Source organism: Legionella brunensis (genome assembly GCF_001467025.1).
In the GTDB taxonomy this organism is placed as follows: Bacteria; Pseudomonadota; Gammaproteobacteria; order Legionellales; family Legionellaceae; genus Tatlockia; species Tatlockia brunensis.
In genome coordinates this window covers 372,830-390,513 of the sequence record NZ_LNXV01000036.1, presented here as the reverse complement: position 1 = coordinate 390,513, position 17,684 = coordinate 372,830, and the positions used below count along the sequence as shown (strand labels likewise).

Below are 17,684 nucleotides of genomic sequence, written 5' to 3'. Positions count from 1 at the left end.
TAGCCTAAGGCTTTTTTTTCACCAACATTGGCCAAATCTTCTGTCATTGAATGCGTAAAAAAATCAGGACAAGCCGGTGGAGAGGGGTGTTGGTTTGAAAAAAAGAATGAAGTAGCTTCCGTATTTATGGTTCTTTCTGCAGCAAATTCCGGCTCAGGCAAATCCTTGTGACCATGATTTCTTAGTTCTTTATAAGCACCTTCCCAATTCTTGAAAAAACCAATTATCGATTTGAGAACTCTCATAAATATTCTAGATAAAAAAATTGCAACAAATTTGTCTCTTATTGGTTCATATTGTAATTTTAATAAATTAAGAGAATATTAAATGATTCGCTTTCTCCATCGGTTCAGATTAAAAGCATTTAACGTTTGACAATCTGAGTAAAAGCCATATTGTGTTGACATAAATACCTATATGAATAATAATTGCTCATCTGCAATTGATAAAAGACATATAATGCCAATTTCGCACACTTTAGCACCTGCATTCGATCAAATAATTAATTTAATTGAGATACGTGTCCGTTATTTAATAAGCCACAAAATTTATCTATTCAAAATGGCTAGGAATGAAATAAATCAGGAAGATATTGTGGGATATGCTCAAGATATTTTTAATGTTAAGGTCACACCAAAGGAATTCCAAATTTCATATTTACCTGTTTTAGAGAAGACCTTATCAGAGCGTATTAATTTTTTTAAAGAAATAAGAAGGATCGCCTCATTAAAAAATACCCAAGCGATTGCGATACTAAATCTGATACTGGATTATGAAATGCGGTATAGCATCTCTTCTCGTGATAGGATTAAATCAAAAGATGTGGAAATACAAGAGAAACTTTCAGCAACCTTTCACGAATTAGATTCTTTAAAGTTACTTCATACCCAACTTCAACCCATTCTCCCCCCCAATTATGAGCAACTGGCGCAAACAATAAAATTTAAAGATAGAACTTCAAAGAAAAAGAGAATAAGAAATGGCGAAGAATTTCATCAATCATCAGTCAACATCAGTTTTTTGGAGCCTATATCTCAGGGGGTAAATGTAAATGAAGTCCTCATAGATTTGTTGAAAGAGGTCACTGAAATCAAATCGCCATTTAAAAAAGATTTCTCTCATGAGTTAACCCAAGTGACTTTAGCAGAAAAATCGATCAGCGCTACCATTGCCGAATACAAGAGTAAATTTCAAGAGCATAAAGAAACCATACAAAAGATAGAAAATCATGTGAACACTTTTTTTGCCGTTGATCAACATTATCAAAAAATAATTGACATAATTAATAATTTTAAGACCCAAGTAAATTATGCACTCTCTTTAACAAATGCGTACAAAAATTTTGTGATAGAAGGTAGGAAAAAATTAAACGAAATTAATTCTTCATTTGCAGCAACTCACCAATTGTTTAAAGACCTAAAGTCAGGCAAAAAAACATTCATTACCACGTCGTTTGTGGAGAGTGATTTTGATTCTGTAATAGAGATTATTGCTATTATCAAGAAAAGATTAAATGATGAGTTTCCCCAGGAAATCTCTACTCTAGAAGAGCTTGAAATTTTTACCATAGAGTGCAATCGAAGTATGGATGAGGTTCTAGGGCAAATTAAAGGGATGAATGCCTCACTAACTACGTGCTTTGAACAAGTCAAGCAAATGGAAGCTGAGCAGTTAAGACAAGCCCAGGAACAGCAAGTAAAAAATGAAAAAAGACAGCTGGAGCTTCTAGAGCAAAGAAAAAGAGAGCAAGACAATTTTGCTCAAACGCAAAAAGAAAAGCTAGAACAGTTCCGTCATGAAGTAAACCAAAAACGAGAAGATAAAAAACTAGCTCAAATGCGAGACCAAGCAAAGTCAGAGGTCGATACTCCAGAAAAACAAACTCCAACGTATAAAAATGTTGCTATGGAGGCGATGTTAAATGCGTTAAAACCAAAACATGTGGCTTTATTGCGCGAAATTTTAGAAGGGAAGAGAGGAATTAAGTACAAAAAAATTCATTCTCTCATCACCAAACATTTAGGTGGAACAATTTCCGAAGTAGGAAATGGAAGTTCTCATAAACGAATACAACTGGAAAATTATATCACAGATATGATAACTCATACGCACGCCACAGGTGGTATGGCGCGCCCTCATGGGAAGGCCCACAATCCAGAGGAGCTTTCCTACTTTAATATTGATTTAGTAAAAATTGTATTAATTAATGCAAAAATAACATTAGATGTTGTTGCTGAATTGGAGAAAAATTTAGAAAAACATAAAATGAATGCTTCTATCAATTCGCACTCCTTTTTCTCTCTTGAAAAAGATGAAGGGACTTCGCAAAGCGAATATAATTATACTACTTGACATTAATATGCTCTGATTTAACAAATATTTACCCTGGTAGTGAGTAGTTATGGCTGCTTAAGGTCCTGGGAAATTAATTATCAATAGTAAAGCCGTGTTTGATGCATGTTTCTGCAGCAATGCGGCTTACCTTTCTATTTATATTAAATACTGATTAGCTTTGGCCATTGGATAGTAAGCAAGGAGTGTGGTTTGTTTCCTTAATCCACTTCCAGAGTTTAGCTTTCTTTTGCATACTATCATTTGGATATTTAAAGCAAAGGAGCATGCATGCGTTACAAGTCACTTATAGGATTGATATTCCTAACATTCACCTCAATGGCTATTGCTGATGAGGGAATCCGTTTAATTGTGAAATATAAAGAGCAATTATCCCTACTCACACTAAAAGCACAGCTAAGGAGCGTTTCCGGTTTGCCGCTTCAATCACTAACGCCAATGGCTGGCGGAGCTTATTCTTTGATCTACAAAACGTCTGGTATGAAGAATAACAACGATAAAAAAATGCTTTTAGCAAAGATTTTAAGTGATCTGCGAAGTAATCCTAAAATAGCGTATGCTCTAGAAGACAGAGTAGGCTATTTTAAACCTCTCCCTAAACTCGTCGATGAAACTTCGTCAACACTCCTTTCACATGAGTCGCAATGGGATGAGTTTTCCTCGCCAGGAGGTGTGATGCTCGAATCTGCTGCGGGACGTCGAGATGGTGCCTGGGCGTATACCACTGGCAAAGCCTCAAAATCTATTGTTGTTGCTGTTCTTGATACTGGGGTTGCTCTTAATAGCAGTTTGGTCAATAACCTTGTTAAAGATCAACAGGGGAATGTTTGGGGATGGAATTTTGCTGCTAATAATCGTGATATCAGCGATGAAACAGGGTCTTATCATGGAACGCATGTGGCTGGAACTATTGCGGGTTATGGTGATGTAATGACAGGGATGGGAGAGGAATTGAAAGTGTTAGCAATTAAAATCCCAGATGCTTCCGGCATGTTTTATGAAAGTCAGGTGGTTAACGCTATCTATTGGGCAGTTGGCGGTGAAGTTCCTGGAGTACCTGTTAATCCTCATCCAGCAAAAGTTCTTAATATGAGCTTTGGTGTAGATGAACGTCCAGGCAAAGAAATAGACCATTGTGATGAGGCTTTGCAAGAAGCTCTTTTCTATGCCCGAGAAAAGGGAGCCGTTGTTGCTGTTGCAGCTGGCAATGATAATCATTGGGAGCATTATAATGCACCAGCGGTATGCAACAGCACAATTAAAGTGGCATCAACGGGGCCTGCCGGGCTTAGAGCTTACTATTCAAATTATGGTCCTAGCGTTTCCTTTGCGGCACCGGGGGGAGACTTACGCTATGGCCGAAAAGGAGGAATTTTATCGACGGTTAAGCCAGGTGGTGGCTATCAAAATTCCGGTTTTGACTTCTATCAAGGGACCAGCATGGCCTCACCCCATGTTGCAGGTGTGGCGGGATTAATTTTTGCTGTGAGTGATGGTTATATTACACCGGAAAAAGTAGAACAAATTCTTTACGCGACTACTCATAATTTTGGCCAAACCTCGGACGAGAATAATTCTTGCATTGGGAAAAAGCCTTGTGGTCATGGAATTTTGGATGCTGAAAATGCAGTAAAAGCGGCAATGGCTAATTATGATCTGATTTTAACGATGCCAAAAGCTAAAGAATTAGCTTTAACCTCTTGTGGTCAAGAAGCCTATCAACCCAATGCTATTGTAGTAAACAAAGGCAAAGTGCATTGGATACCTGTAAAAAAAGCTTGTGAATCGCAATTAGCTTATACACAACCAAAGTTAACACAAACTAAAACAGGACAAATCATTGCTAACTTTGGCTTTGTTTCTTATAAGCTCGATGCTTCATCATTGCAAAAATGTGAAGTGATTGGATTTGATGGTATTGGTTGCTATTTTTGATAGATTCTAGCCATTTTCGGATGGCTAGAGTTCCCTCTAAATGAATTAAGTATATCTGGTCTTCTTGATTTATAAATGAATTAAATGCTATCATATTGACCAATTTGTCGGTGTTGATGGCTATTAATTGAAAAGATCAGATTACTTACCTTATTTTTCACTAACTAAGGCCAAGCTATCCTCCAGGGCTATCTTTGGTACAAGCCATTTCTTCAATCGTGCACAAAGGCTTGTGGGTTGGGATACTTATAATGAAATCCTTCGTGATGAGAATGGTAGTGGCCGTCTGCTTTTAGGACAAATTCCGATTGATTCATTTAATAAAGATTTGTTAAGTGAATTGATACCTAATGGATTAGTCGTTTCTTGTAACGACTGTTTTGAGCTTGCTGGCTGTGGCACACCTTTTGAAGTGACTGCACCTTTTCTGTGGTGTCAAGCTGGAATTAGTCACCACCATTTACCGTTTACAGATTATTCCGATAATGCCAGCCCTATTCTTGTACTTGAGACACTGCAAAAAATGATGAGTGTATATCAAGCAGGAGGAACTGTTTATGTTCACTGCAAGGCGGGACGCTCGCGTAGTGCTCTGGTTGTTGTGCTGTTTCTTGCTATACAACGTGTAGGGGAGCAAAAAAATATAAGCCCTGAAGAACTAAGACAAATATTTATTGACTGTTCGAATGTGGTGAAACGGCAACGACCGCAAATTAGTCTTGATCGAGATAAAACCGAGCTGGGTCTGCAAGTCTTAAGACTATACTACCAGCAGATTTTGGATTTAGATCGAGTAACAGAAAGCCCTCAATCTTATTTACAAAGTGTGGAACTTCTTGGGTACTTGAGCCAATCTCTTGAGTTTAAAGGGCTTTGGCATTTTGCTTATAAACATAACCAATATTTTAATGAGGTAAAGCTGGTTATGGATCTCCTTTATGAAGATACAGCAAATGTCTTGGCAACACTGCGAGCAGAACATTCTGCTAACTCCCAGCTGGCTCAGGCTTGTCGTAAAATAAAAGAAAATGAATCAGGGCAAATAGTATTAAATGCTTTAATGCATTTTTTAGAGAAAAATGAGCATTCTTGTGCCCTAGCTGAAGTTCCAGAAACAGAACAGGCGTTCCAACGTTTTAATAAAGTTCTTCTTAGCTATAAAGAGCAACCTGAAGTTATCAAAGCCGCGCGAAGCTTACAAAGTGAGATTTTTCTTTCGTCGGCTACGGAAGTTGATAAGTCGCGATGGCTTAATGAAGCAAGTACTTTTCTTGAGTCACCTAATGAATTCGCCGAATCTTATTTTCAGCAATTGAATTATACGTTTGAAAGTGATGAAACTATAAAAAATGTAGGAAAGGGAATGATGATTTTAGGCATCGCTGTACTAGTCACTGCAGCAATCTCTGCGATGGTCGCTGCAAGCCTTATGGTATTACCACTTGCAGCGACCATAGGTTTAGCTGGACTGGTCTGCGGTATATTGCTTGTTTGCAGCGCATCGGAAGACAAAGTAGGCAAACAGGCTCATTCATTAATTGAAGCTGTTACTCCTGGATTATAGTGCAGGTTTTTCTGAATAAGGGATTACCAATTCTGGCACTATCAATCGCTATTTACTGAAAATCCTAGACAGAGATAATCTTCCAGTTTATAAAGCACAAACTACAAACGAACCGGCAGCCACGTTAACTAGCTATATTAATGATAACGTTGTTGGGTTCTATAATGGCGCTACGCTGGCTCGTATGCAAAAAAAGGGTTTATGCTCCTCACTAGCTCAGACGGCTATTCACGATGCGTTGGCGTTAAATTGTGAATACGCCATATCACAGTTAATGGCGACTGCAATGGCTAAAGGATTAAGTGAAAGAATGGGGGCTAAGCATTATTGCCGTTTACTGCCATTTTTAAAAGATCCGCGAGTCGAAGGTTAGTCCTTTTCAGTGTTTCAATTTCGACAACTGCCTCCAATGAGGCAGTTAATTAATCATCCCAAAAAGAAAAAAATTCTTCTTCCAGGGATTTTGTATCCTCATTTTCATGAGGGGCTGGGAAAGTAATTGCTGGTGCAGGATTTTTAAGCGCTTCCGTTAGGCTAATAAAATTGTAACCATGGTCTTTATACATTTGGATGATATCGCCTAGTAAATAGCTGTTAAGTATATTGGCATGAATTAGTAATATTTGCTTAACAGGTTGTCCTTTTGCTCTTTTTTCTGCCCTAAGAGTTTGTTTCCAAATAAAAGCAAGGTACTGTGGTTTGAGTCGTTTGATGTACGCTTCTCTTTCACGGTAGGGAATTTTATAAATTTTTTCATTGAATCTAAAATCCAGACTATCAACAGTGACGGGGGCGATAATGTAATGATTGGCAGCGAGGTAATCACGAACCTTTTGTTTTTTTAGTTTATTACCCTCGGCAAGATAAGGATAGCGAAAATATTTAGGCTCTGATAGCAGCGACGCAAGCTTTTTATCAGCTCGAGCAATATCTGCAATATACTTATCGGCGCTCATTTGATTCAAGTTATAATGGGAGTAGGTGTGATTACCCAGCATTAATCCAGCTTGACGAAATTGCTCTAAAAAGGCCATTTGGCCTTTGGCAATTGCTCCTGCAATAATAAAGCCCGTTGCTGGAACTTTGTTTTCAACCAGAGCCTCAAGGATTTTCGCAAAGCGCGCAGTTGTTCTTTGCTGATTACCTGGAGTATCCATTCTTCCGGCAACGAAGGGTAAGTCATCAATGGTAATAGCAATTTCATGTACTTCTGCAAGACATGAAGAAGAAAATAAAAAAATTAAAAAAAACAAAATGTTATGCATAGATAATCCCTTATCTTATGTTGATAAATTTAGTGTAACAGATAAATGGTTGAAGCAGTTATCTAAGGGGCGTATTTTGTTAATTCTATAGTAATTGCAGATTCGGTTTTTCACCCTTTCAAAGGATAGGAAATCACGATAAACTTTGGGCCTCATACGGAAACAGCTGACAAATGTGGCCAGCATAAGTAAAGAAATTTTAACTTGATGAGGGATGCCAATGAAAAAAATTTTTATCACAGTTTTAGCCGTGATTTGTTTTAACAGCTATGCGGGAGAGTTAAAATCTTTCTCGGAAGTAGCTAAAGCAATTACAAATGGGAAGCAGCTAACATGGGTTTGGGCAATTAAGGAATGCACCTCAGAAATTGATTTACCAGATGTTACGACTGCGGTAAGACCTAATGCTGTCATGTTGATAAGTAATGAACGCATTACAGCTTCAGACAGACATTTTACCCTTAACGATCCTTCTTTACCTGACACCCCAGCTTTTGCTTACAGTAAGTACAATTTGCAATCTAACGGTCAGGCACTATTAAGTATTACCCTGATGCAGGCCAAAGATTATAGCAAGGTAAAGAGTTACAAAATTCACTGTGAATTAGGGAAGGGTTTGACAGTGTTTGATTAGTAAGCGTTCACGCCCTATTCACTGAGTGGTTGTATTTGGCGCATCTTGTGCGAAAATGATACTTCGGAAGCCTCGCATACTGATGTATGTTACATTTCCTCAGCATCATTTTCGCGCAACCTGCACTAAAATCTAACCGCTTCCCAAGATTCAAGCATACCCTCTGAACGATTACTGTCCGAAAAGTCTTGATTTTCTGCGCTACGATGCTCAAAAATCTAGACTTTGCTTATTGAGTCTGCCCATTGGGCAATTAACCTTTAATAGCTGCATTCTCAAGCACTTTTTTAGCTTGCATGTCACGATATTTTTGTACGGCAGTACGATACTCAGGATATTTATTCCCCAGTATTGTTGCTGCCAAAATGGCGGCATTAATGGCTCCGGCTTTACCCACTGCAAGTGTACCAACAGGGATTCCTGCCGGCATTTGCACGATTGAAAGTAATGCATCAAGTCCGTCTGTGAATGTTGCAGAAGGCATAGGGACACCTAAAACAGGCAGTAGCGTTTTAGCAGCAATAATGCCCGGTAAATGCGCAGCCCCACCAGCAGCGGCAATAAATACTTCTACCCCGGCTTCTTGTGCGGATTTTAGGTATTCGAAAAGAGCATCAGGTGTTCGATGAGCTGATAGGGCACGGACCTGATGAGGAATATGCAATTCTTCTAGAATGAGACTGGCCGATTCCATAATTGACCAATCTGATTTTGAACCCATTAAGACGGAAACAAGTGCTTTTGACATGTTAATTCCTATAAAATTCATGTTATACAATAACCTCTAACTCAGACCATTTTTGAATGGCTTCTACCAGTGCTTGACCTTCAAGTTGCTGAACGCGTAACTTCAAATTTTCTGGCGTATCGTTGCTTAACACAGGACATTTTTTTTGCAAAATTAAGGGGCCTGCATCAACCTCTTCCGTGACAAAATGGACTGAGCAACCAGTTACAGTTGCCTCTGACTCTAAAACTGCACGATGGACATTTAGATCCATTAATCCTGAAAAAGCTGGCAGCAAGGAGGGATGAACATTGATAATTCGATTCGTCCAATTAAGCACAAAGTGAGGTGTTAGAATTCGCATATACCCTATGAGTATAACCAGCTCCACATGATGTTGTTTAAGCAAATTAGACAAATAAAAATCGAAGGATTGTCGGCTTAATCCATCAGAACTGGCGAAGATTGATTTAATGCCTAAATTAGTGGCCTTTTCCAGGATGGGGGCATCAATTTTATTACTAATGACAACCTCAATGGATGCGTCCAAAGTTTCATTATTAATGGCATGAACAATGGCATTTAGATTAGTGCCTCGTGTTGAGCCTAATATCCCTAAGCGAATCATTGGTGAATCCTTGACATAGCATCAATCCTGTCTTGTATTAATGGCTGTGTTCCAATATCTGTCCGATGAAACAGTGGTCCATCAATTACAGAGATTTCATCTTCGACACATTTTTCTGCAGCAAAAATTGTATCTGCAATACCAACGTAGGCGGCAGTTCGTGCACCTGTGGCAATAATTTGCTCCTCGATTAGATTTACAGCAGAGAAATATAAGTTTCCTTGTTGTTGGACCCTGCTGTAATTAAATGTAAAATTTTTTACAGGGGTATCAGGATAGCCTTCTGGTACTGCATATTTGCAGACAGTTGCTTGATTAGAAAATATAACATGCTCTGATTTTAAATCTCCATTAACCATGGCCTTACAAACTTCGACAAAATCGGATTGTAAAATAGCAAGAACATTTAAAGCTTCTGGATCACCAAATCGCGCATTAAATTCAATGACATAAATACCATTTTTAGTAGCTATAAAGCTCCCATAAAAAATGCCAATATATTTTTCATTGCATTCAGTGGTTAGGGCGTTGAAAACAGCATCGTTAATGGCAAATGCCAAATTTACTTCATTTGCTGTTAAAAAAGGGAGACTATGGTTTTTATCGCTGTAACTACCCATACCTCCGGTATTAGGCCCCCGATCACCATTATAGGCACGTTTGTGATCCTGGACTAAAGGCATAGGAACGAGGCGTTCACCATCGGCAAAACACATAAAGGAAAACTCTTGACCATGGAGTTTTTCCTCAATTATAAAGGTTTGTTTTTTATCAAGAATTTCCTGGCAGAATACCTTGGCTTCACTGAAGGAGTGCAGATGTTCACCAGCAACTTTAACGCCTTTGCCGCTCATTAAACCATTTGCCTTAATGACATAATTCCCCTCACCCAAAACTTTGAGGAAATGATCCACATGTTCAAGACTATCAAATTTTTGCCAACGAGGAGATCCAGGAATATGGTATTTCTGCATTAAATCACGAGCAAATTCTTTGCTTGTTTCAATTTTTGCCAACACTTTTTTAGGGCCAATAGTAGGGATTTTTTGTTGCCAAAGCACATCGGCAACTCCCTTCTCTAAGGGAGTCTCAGGTCCAATGATAGCCATATCAATCTGCCATTTCCTGGCCATAGCTACTATAGCTGCACAATCGGTAATGTCACCCTGAAAATAATCCTTAGATAGCTGTTTTATACCAGGGTTAGTAAAACTACCATAACAATACAATTCTGTGTTTTGAGGCGAGCGTGCCAATGCTCTTGCTATGGCATGCTCGCGAGCACCGGAACCGATAAGAAGAATTCTCATGATGTTCAATCCTCATTATGTTTCACTGGTTAACTGGTTATAAGTCGATTGCGTTGTCGTTCTTGTTCTAATTGCAACTTTTTATCAGAGGTAATGGTATTGCAGAAATAATCACCATCCATACACGACATGCAAGGGCGTTTTATTTCATGTTGGCCGCGACGTGTGACTGCCTCAATTAGATCAGTTTGAGTTTGATACAGCAAAATATCAACGCCAAGATAGCTGGCAATTTCTTCCTCAGTTAGTGTGGCTGCAATAAGTTCTCTGCTGGAGGGAATATCAATTCCATTAAAACAGGGATGTTTGATAGTAGGGCAAGTAGACACGAAATAAATTTTCTTTGCCCCAAATTCTCTCACCATTTTTACAATTTCCCGAGAAGTGGTTCCACGGACAATGCTGTCGTCAACAATTAGCACGATTTTATTGGCAATTTCAGTGCGTTGTGGGGTGAGTTTATAGCGAATACTTCGTTTACGTTCTTTTTGATTCGGCATAATAAAAGTGCGACCAATAAAGGGATTTTTATACAATCCTTCGGAATAGCGAACACCTAACTCATGGGCAAAAGATAACGCTGCTGTATTTGCTGTAAAGGGTGCAGGGATAACGACATCGGGGAATAACTCTGGATATTTTTCTTTCCACGCATGAGCAAGATTTTGTCCCATTCGTAAACGTGCGCGATAGACGCTAACATTGTTTAAGGTGGCATCTGGCCTAGCAAAATAAACATATTCAAAAACGCAAGGTTTGAATTCGGCGGTTTTGACAATTCGACGAGACAGGGCGCCGGATTGGTTAACATAAGCGACTTCCCCGGGTTTGATATCTCCCTGGGGTTTAAAGCCGAGTGCATAAAATGGCGTAGTTTCAGAAGAAAAAATTGTATCCACAGTACCGTCTTGGTTTTCGCGAGTCCCCCAAACTAAAGGACGAATGCCATGTGGATCGCGAAAGGCTACTAATCCTTTGCCAATGATTACACTGACAATGGAGTAGGCCCCTTTTATACAATTAAAAATGTGCTTTACTGCCTCACAAAGCACATCAAAAAATGTTTCATCACTCTCTTCTTTATAAGAGAGAGAAGAGAGCTCATCTGCCAATATTAGTAGTAAGACTTCAGAATCTAGAGAAGAGTTAAGATGCCGATGTTGTTTGGTACGGATTTCATCTGCTAATTCTTGATAATTAGATAAATTGCCATTATGTGCTAGAGCTATTCCTCGTGGGCTTCCTATCCATAAAGGCTGAGCGTCTGATTCTGTGTAGCCACCGGCAGTAGGGTAGCGTGTGTGACCTATACCTATCTTTCCTTTAAGGGCTGCAATATTATCCGGCGTAAAAATTTCCTGTACTAACCCCAAACCGTGTTTGGTATAGAATCGTTGGTCGTAGGTGAGGATACCTGCAGCATCCTGCCCACGATGTTGTAAATGAATCAGACTATCATAGAGTTCCGAAGCTACAGGCTGGTGACTATAAATACCAACAATGCCGCACATTTGAGTCTACCTTAAGTAAGTTGCAATATTTCGCAGAATGCGCTCTTCTACAGGCTCATCATGTTCTATAAAACTAAAAGAATTTCCTGTGATCATTTCATAAAGATGAATATAGCGTGAAGCAAGTTCTGTAACCAACTGCTCAGGGGCTTCAGGTAATGTCTCATCGTTATATGGGTCACTATTTTTTGCAAACCACAAACGTAGAAATTCTTTATCAATATTTTCTGGTTCTATTCCTGCGGAAATACACGCTGAATAAGTATTTTCTAACCAGTAGCGGCTAGAGTCAGGTGTGTGTATTTCATCCACAACAATGATATTGCCGGCTCTATCGCGGCCAAATTCGTATTTTGTATCCACTAAAATTAAGCCATGCTTCTTAGCGATTTCTACGCCTGCTTGATATAATTTAAGTGCTAAGGCACTTGCTGCAAACCAATCCTCCTCAGTCATCCAGCCTTCAGAAATAATTTCATTAGGTGATATTGGCCTGTCATGCGTTTTTTCTTTCGTAGTAGGGGTAAGTACGGCTTGAGGAAGTTTTTGGTTTTTCTTAAGACCTTCTGGAAAACTAAGGCCGCAGTATTCTCGCACTCCGTGGTTGTACTGTGTCCATAGTGAAGTGCTGGTAGTTCCCGTGATATAACCTCGAACAACAAACTCAATGGGGAATACAGTGCATTTTTTGGCAATAATAACATTGGGATCCGGTATAGCTACCAAGTGATTAGGTACAATATTGGCTGTTTGTTCAAACCACCATGCACTTGTTAAGTTTAATACTTGTCCCTTATAAGGAATAAGAGCCAGCTGTCTATCAAATGCTGTTAGCCTATCCGTAGTAATTAACAAGACATACTCATCTAAATCATAAAAATCTCTTACTTTTCCTTGAGATTTATAATTTATAGGCAGGTTGGTTTGGTGGAGGCAAAAGGGAATTGCCGCTTGAATTTCTCTACGATAATTAGCGATATTGGTAGCATTCATTTGCATACTGATTACCCATAATGTTGGTTGAGAATATGTTATCAATTAGTTCGTGGATATTGTCATTATCACTTTGGAACTGCCACAAAATGCCATGATTAATTGCATTAATAGGCTGAATTGCATAGTGTTCTTTCAGGGTTTGTAAGGCCTGTTGACCAATTAAATCTTCTTTTGCACGAACGAGATAAGAAAGGGTTTGCTCTTCATGCTCAGGCAGCACAATTTCCTTTTCTTTGCGCTCACAATATAAAACCCCACTTTTTTTAGTCTCGGTGACTATTGCGGTTGAATCACAATTAATTTCCCAATGCCTAAAACGATTCACTGTGACGGGAAAACCTAGCTTTCTCAAAGTTTTTTCGACTGTTAAAGCATGATTGTCTGTGATAATTAATTTGACCAGACATTCATGACTGTTAGCTGGTTTGGAGAAGAGTTTAGGTTTGCTAAAGCGTGGGGTTGGTAATTGCCGCTTTTCGTTGTCTACAATAGACCTCTTTCCAAACTCTACTGAGGAGGCGAATTGCTTCGTCGATGCAGTGCTCGAATCCTCATGTACTGATATGTACACTCCGGTTCTCCGTTCCACGTCTCCTCGTACTTCGCTGTCCTCGGCGAGTTTTGAAAGAGATCTAATGTAATCATGCATGGATCTGAAAATAGGATCGCCATTTTTGGTACGCTCTGGATGAGGCATCATTGCTAGCACATTCCCCGCGTGATTTGAAACGGCTGCAAGGTTACCCATTGAACCATTAGGATTAATGGGTAAGTTATCAATAATCTGACCTTGGGAGTCGCAGTATTGAAAAAGACTCAATCCTTTTTCTATTAATGTATTAAATACAGCGTCAGTCATAACAAAACGACCTTCAGCATGCGCAATGGGCAACGTGATGATTTGTTTAGGCGAAAGATGACGATTGAAGGCAGTGGGGGAGGGATTGTCATGCAAACGCATGTTAACCCAAGTATTATAAAATCCTGTGCCTAAAATTTTCCCATCAAAAAGACGTTTATTTTCTGTTAGGGCGAGATGTGTTTGATTGTCTAGACCCGGAACCATTCCGGCTTCGACAAGTATTTGTGCACCATTACAAATTCCTAATACGGGCTTGCCTTGCTCACTTTGCGCTTTAATCTCTTGAATGACGGGATCTAACGCGGCGATGATGCCAGCGCGCGCGCGATCTTCATAGGAAAAGCCTCCTACCAGAATATAGCCGTCCAAACTACGAAGCTTGTACAACGATTCATTCCACATAAATTCAATCGGTTCCATTCCAGCACGCTTTACAGCCAATGCAGTCTCGCGTTCACAATTTGATCCTGGAAATTGGATTAAACCGATTCGAATCATAGCAAGCTCACTTTTTTATTTGTACCTTTAACAACATGCCCAATCTCAAGAAGAGGATAATCAGGGAAATGACGCAATGCATCTCGAACGGAAGAAAGTACTTCAGGGGACAAGAATAAAACTAAGCCGATACCCATGTTGAAAGTCCGGTACATTTGCTGATCATCTAAATTGCCGAGTCGTCGCAATAAATTAAAAATTGGACGCTCTGGAATTCGTTGTCTATAAATTTCTACCGCACAACCATTCGACAAAATTCGTGGAATATTTTCTAATAAGCCTCCGCCTGTTATGTGCGCCATGCCTTTAATGAGAATATTTTGTTCTAGAATATGCAAAATGGGGTTTGTGTAATTAATGTGAGGTAATAAGAGTTCTTCGCCAATTGTATGGGTAAAATCTGGAAAATAGGATTCCACGCGATACCCGGCAATTTCAAAAAGTAACTTTCGGGCGAGTGAATAACCATTTGTATGTAAGCCGCTTGAGGGAAAAGCGACCAGGATGTCACCTTCAGCTATGTCTTGACCTAAAATAGCTTTATCCTTATCGACAACACCGGTGATAACCCCTACTAAATCAAATTCACCTGGAAAATATGTTCCTGGCATTTCTGCCAATTCGCCTCCGACTAATGAAATACCATTTGCGCGACAACCCAAAACAATGCCGTTGATAATTTGTTCAATAATTTCGGGTTTTAAGCGATCATTGGCGATATAATCCAACAGAGTGAGTGGCTTAGCTCCCATGACGACAATGTCATTGCTAGTTGCACTGACTAAATCAATGCCAATGGTGTCAAATTTTTGCATCATTTTTGCCACCATCATTTTAGTACCGACTCCATCGATGCTTTGTACTAACACAGGATGCTTATATTCTTGCATCAGAGGTTTTAGATCATACATTGCCCCAAAACTGCCAATATTGGTTAATACTTGGGGAGAAAAGGTAGTTTCAACTGATTTTTTGATGCGACGTACGGCTTCATTTCCAGCTTCGATGTCAACTCCAGCTGCTCTATAATCAATGCTTGACATTATATTAGCCTCCCTCGTAATCCATTTTCCCAAGCCGCATTGGCGGTACTAATTGGTAAATTGATGACACCGTTAATAGCAATAATGGGGTCGACTGTTGTTTCGCCAATTGCGATGAAGGGAACAGAGTTTGTTTTAAATATTTGTTTAACCTGACTTACTTTGTCGGGGGATATTTCAAGAATGAAACCGCCGCTTTCGGAAAATAATTTCTTATCATCTGGCAGAGAACCAGGAATAAAAACCTTGGTACCAATTTGATTTTTAAAGCTCATTTCCGCCAAAGTGACGGCAATGCCCCCTTCGGAAATGTCGTGAGCTGAGAGAACCAACTCCTGCTCAATTGCGATATACACAGCAGCAATTTCCTTAGTAAAAGCAGTCAAATCTGGTCTTGGCACCTGGTTACCGAGTTGTTGATGGAGTTGGTAATAAACACTCCCTCCACACTCATCTTTACGTTCACCAATTAAGAATAAGACGGAGTGAGGTTTTTTAAAATCATAGGTGATTGCTTTTGAGGAATCAGCTATTGCCCCAAGACAACTAATGATGGGACTGGGAGGAATAGAGCCATGAGCCGATTCGTTATAAAGTGAAACATTCCCAGAGACAATAGGCAAGCTTACCTTGGGATCATCAATCATTTTGACAGCATTACAAGCGTCAACAATTCCCTGTATTGCTTCAACAAATTGAGCCATGTGCTCAGGTTTTTCTGGATTACCAAAGCAGAGACAATCTGTAAGCGACAAAGGCCAGGCACCTATTGCCACAATATTGCGAACCGATTCAATCACCGCATTCACAGCCCCCCAATAAGCATCAATTTTGCAATAACGGGGGTTATGGTCAATTGATAAGGCTACGCCGGTATGGCGAATTTCTTCCGGGTATTTATCGTCATTAAAAGGAACGAGAAGCCCGGCATCAGCCCACCCAGGCTCAATTATGCTACGTCCTTGAACCTGTTTATCATAGGTTTCATAAATTGGGGCTTTGGACGCAATATTTTCGTGTGCTAAAAGAGTCAGTAGTGTATGGTTTAAATCGGTGACGGGGATAGAGGGTTCTTTAAGAGTCTCTTTCTTAATAGAGTAAGGACGATCGTAAAAAATTCCTTGGGTGATGTCTTTAGCATTGGCCGAAACGATGGTTTTACCATGATAATTTACAACATACATCCCATCTTGCCTTAAGTTACCAATGACAGTCGCCGCCGCACCTTCACAAATTTCTGGCAAGGCAAAACGTTCGTTGTAATGAGTTAATAAAGTTTCAACTAAGTTCTCAGGAATTACCCACATAAAACGCTCTTGTGTTTCAGAGCACAAGATAACAGCAGGGGATAAATTTTTCATGCTGATTGGAACTAACTCAAGATCAATTTCAGCACCATAGCCACCGGCTTCGGCCAATTCAACACTGGCACAGGCAATCCCTCCTGCCCCTAAATCTTTAAAGCCAACTTGGTCAATTAGATTTTTTTCACGAAGCAACTCAAAAAAAGCATAATTTGCTTTTAACAGATGTCGCTGTAAAAATGCATTCGGTTCTTGAACAGCACCTTTATTTTTTTCTTGCTGTTCTTCCCCGAGTGTTGAAGAGGCAAAAGCAGCACCGCCAAAGCCACTATTGTCTGTAGGTTTACCAATTAAAACAAATTTATAATTTGTTGCTTTCGGTGGGGCGTAGGAGTGAATGATTTGATCTTCACGGATTACGCCTAAAGTGACGAGGGTTACCAGGCAGTTGTCATTGTAGGCTTCATCGTAATAGGTATCACCCGCAAGATTGGGGATTCCAAGCGGATTAGCATAGCCTGCAATACCACGCACAACCCCATCCTGAATCCATTTGGTTTTAGCCCGATTAATATCCCCAAACCGTAAGGAGTCGGCAACGGCTATGACTTCAGCACCCATACAACAAACATCCCTTACATTGCCCCCCACGCCAGTGGCGGCACCCTCATAGGGAACCAGCTGTGAGGGATGATTATGGGATTCATGGCTTACGACAATACCATAGCGCATACCCTGATGATCAGTTGCCACAGCGACAATACCTGCATCTTCCTTGGGCCCAAGGATGACATGCGGGGCTTTTGTGTTAAAACGATTCAAGTACTTACGACTACTTTTATAGGAGCAGTGTTCGGAACCTTGTATAGACCACAAAACACATTCGGCATAAGTAGGGGGTCTTTTCAATAAGACATTTTGAATCGTCAATGCCTCATCGACAGTCAAACGAAGATTATAGGATTCAAGCAGGCGGGCAATCTCATCTGGGGAGAGGTGAGCAAAGTCGAAAGAATCGGGCGTTTCTTGCATAGTGGATTAACCATCAAGCTAAA

At 39.8% G+C, this 17,684-nt stretch carries 15 protein-coding genes; 5 read left to right on the top strand and 10 right to left on the bottom strand.

What is annotated here, in order from left to right; genetic code table 11:
- Window positions 1-245, bottom strand: a 245-nt coding sequence (locus Lbru_RS17405; RefSeq protein WP_162262415.1) for a hypothetical protein, incomplete at its 3' end; no start/stop codon positions are given.
- A gap of 214 nt (window positions 246-459) precedes the next feature.
- Between Lbru_RS17405 and Lbru_RS16005 the strand changes: the two genes are divergently transcribed.
- The 4 genes from Lbru_RS16005 (at window position 460) to Lbru_RS15990 (ending at window position 6,224) form a co-directional block, all read left to right on the top strand.
- Window positions 460-2,352 (top strand): cell envelope integrity TolA family protein, encoded by a 1,893-nt coding sequence (locus Lbru_RS16005; protein ID WP_058443114.1) that lies wholly within the window; start codon window positions 460-462, stop codon window positions 2,350-2,352.
- Between the two features lie 270 nt (window positions 2,353-2,622).
- Window positions 2,623-4,287 carry a S8 family peptidase gene (locus Lbru_RS16000; RefSeq protein ID WP_058443113.1) on the top strand — a complete coding sequence of 555 codons (1,665 nt, stop codon included), beginning with the start codon at window positions 2,623-2,625 and terminating at the stop codon, window positions 4,285-4,287.
- Between the two features lie 127 nt (window positions 4,288-4,414).
- Window positions 4,415-5,851: a protein-tyrosine phosphatase family protein gene (locus Lbru_RS15995; protein ID WP_058443112.1), complete on the top strand. Its 1,437-nt coding sequence runs from the start codon at window positions 4,415-4,417 to the stop codon at window positions 5,849-5,851.
- 184 nt (window positions 5,852-6,035) lie between these two features.
- The gene (locus tag Lbru_RS15990) at window positions 6,036-6,224 is read left to right on the top strand and encodes a hypothetical protein (RefSeq protein ID WP_058443111.1); all 189 of its coding nucleotides are present in this window, start codon (window positions 6,036-6,038) and stop codon (window positions 6,222-6,224) included.
- Window positions 6,225-6,273: 49 nt separating this feature from the next.
- On the opposite strand, the gene Lbru_RS15985 is transcribed toward Lbru_RS15990, so the two are convergent.
- Entirely contained in the window at window positions 6,274-7,116 is an 843-nt protein-coding gene (locus Lbru_RS15985; RefSeq protein ID WP_058443110.1) for a polysaccharide deacetylase family protein, read from the bottom strand.
- A gap of 220 nt (window positions 7,117-7,336) precedes the next feature.
- On the opposite strand from Lbru_RS15985, the gene Lbru_RS15980 reads away from it, so the two are divergent.
- Window positions 7,337-7,750: a VirK family protein gene (locus Lbru_RS15980; protein WP_058443109.1), complete on the top strand. Its 414-nt coding sequence runs from the start codon at window positions 7,337-7,339 to the stop codon at window positions 7,748-7,750.
- A gap of 253 nt (window positions 7,751-8,003) precedes the next feature.
- Here Lbru_RS15980 and purE read toward each other — a convergent pair whose 3' ends face one another.
- Genes purE through purL form a run of 8 tightly spaced genes read right to left on the bottom strand, consistent with a single transcriptional unit; the run spans window position 8,004 to window position 17,661 of the window.
- Window positions 8,004-8,498, bottom strand: coding sequence for a 5-(carboxyamino)imidazole ribonucleotide mutase (gene purE, locus Lbru_RS15975; protein WP_058443108.1), 495 nt, complete (start codon window positions 8,496-8,498; stop codon window positions 8,004-8,006).
- Between the two features lie 22 nt (window positions 8,499-8,520).
- Window positions 8,521-9,105, bottom strand: a complete 585-nt coding sequence (gene purN / locus Lbru_RS15970) for a phosphoribosylglycinamide formyltransferase (RefSeq protein ID WP_058443107.1) — start codon at window positions 9,103-9,105, stop codon at window positions 8,521-8,523.
- Entirely contained in the window at window positions 9,102-10,415 is a 1,314-nt protein-coding gene (purD, locus tag Lbru_RS15965) for a phosphoribosylamine--glycine ligase (protein WP_058443106.1), read from the bottom strand. The genes purN and purD overlap by 4 nt, the downstream gene beginning before the upstream one ends.
- A 29-nt stretch (window positions 10,416-10,444) precedes the next feature.
- Complete coding sequence (gene purF / locus Lbru_RS15960) at window positions 10,445-11,926, bottom strand: amidophosphoribosyltransferase (protein WP_058443105.1); 1,482 nt, start codon at window positions 11,924-11,926, stop codon at window positions 10,445-10,447.
- A gap of 6 nt (window positions 11,927-11,932) precedes the next feature.
- Window positions 11,933-12,925 carry a phosphoribosylaminoimidazolesuccinocarboxamide synthase gene (locus Lbru_RS15955; protein WP_058443104.1) on the bottom strand — a complete coding sequence of 331 codons (993 nt, stop codon included), beginning with the start codon at window positions 12,923-12,925 and terminating at the stop codon, window positions 11,933-11,935.
- Window positions 12,897-14,282, bottom strand: a complete 1,386-nt coding sequence (purQ, locus tag Lbru_RS17880; protein ID WP_058443103.1) for a phosphoribosylformylglycinamidine synthase I — start codon at window positions 14,280-14,282, stop codon at window positions 12,897-12,899. Before purQ ends, Lbru_RS15955 begins: the two co-directional genes overlap by 29 nt.
- On the bottom strand, window positions 14,279-15,325 hold the full coding sequence (purM, locus tag Lbru_RS15945; RefSeq protein ID WP_058443102.1) for a phosphoribosylformylglycinamidine cyclo-ligase: 1,047 nt from the start codon (window positions 15,323-15,325) through the stop codon (window positions 14,279-14,281). Before purM ends, purQ begins: the two co-directional genes overlap by 4 nt.
- Window positions 15,325-17,661: a phosphoribosylformylglycinamidine synthase subunit PurL gene (gene purL, locus Lbru_RS15940; protein WP_058443101.1), complete on the bottom strand. Its 2,337-nt coding sequence runs from the start codon at window positions 17,659-17,661 to the stop codon at window positions 15,325-15,327. The genes purM and purL overlap by 1 nt, the downstream gene beginning before the upstream one ends.
- Between the last annotated feature and the right edge of the window lie 23 nt (window positions 17,662-17,684).

Bases quoted from the DNA above. Each gene is read 5' to 3' on its own strand.
- Lbru_RS16005 (WP_058443114.1), top strand. From the start codon at position 460: ATGCCAATTTCGCACACTTTAGCACCTGCATTCGATCAAATAATTAAT.
- Lbru_RS16000 (WP_058443113.1), top strand. From the start codon at position 2,623: ATGCGTTACAAGTCACTTATAGGATTGATATTCCTAACATTCACCTCA.
- Lbru_RS15990 (WP_058443111.1), top strand. From the start codon at position 6,036: ATGCAAAAAAAGGGTTTATGCTCCTCACTAGCTCAGACGGCTATTCAC.
- Lbru_RS15985 (WP_058443110.1), bottom strand. From the start codon at position 7,116: ATGCATAACATTTTGTTTTTTTTAATTTTTTTATTTTCTTCTTCATGT.
- Lbru_RS15980 (WP_058443109.1), top strand. From the start codon at position 7,337: ATGAAAAAAATTTTTATCACAGTTTTAGCCGTGATTTGTTTTAACAGC.
- purE (WP_058443108.1), bottom strand. From the start codon at position 8,498: ATGTCAAAAGCACTTGTTTCCGTCTTAATGGGTTCAAAATCAGATTGG.
- purN (WP_058443107.1), bottom strand. From the start codon at position 9,105: ATGATTCGCTTAGGGATATTAGGCTCAACACGAGGCACTAATCTAAAT.
- purD (WP_058443106.1), bottom strand. From the start codon at position 10,415: ATGAGAATTCTTCTTATCGGTTCCGGTGCTCGCGAGCATGCCATAGCA.
- purF (WP_058443105.1), bottom strand. From the start codon at position 11,926: ATGTGCGGCATTGTTGGTATTTATAGTCACCAGCCTGTAGCTTCGGAA.
- Lbru_RS15955 (WP_058443104.1), bottom strand. From the start codon at position 12,925: ATGCAAATGAATGCTACCAATATCGCTAATTATCGTAGAGAAATTCAA.
- purQ (WP_058443103.1), bottom strand. From the start codon at position 14,282: ATGATTCGAATCGGTTTAATCCAATTTCCAGGATCAAATTGTGAACGC.
- purM (WP_058443102.1), bottom strand. From the start codon at position 15,325: ATGTCAAGCATTGATTATAGAGCAGCTGGAGTTGACATCGAAGCTGGA.
- purL (WP_058443101.1), bottom strand. From the start codon at position 17,661: ATGCAAGAAACGCCCGATTCTTTCGACTTTGCTCACCTCTCCCCAGAT.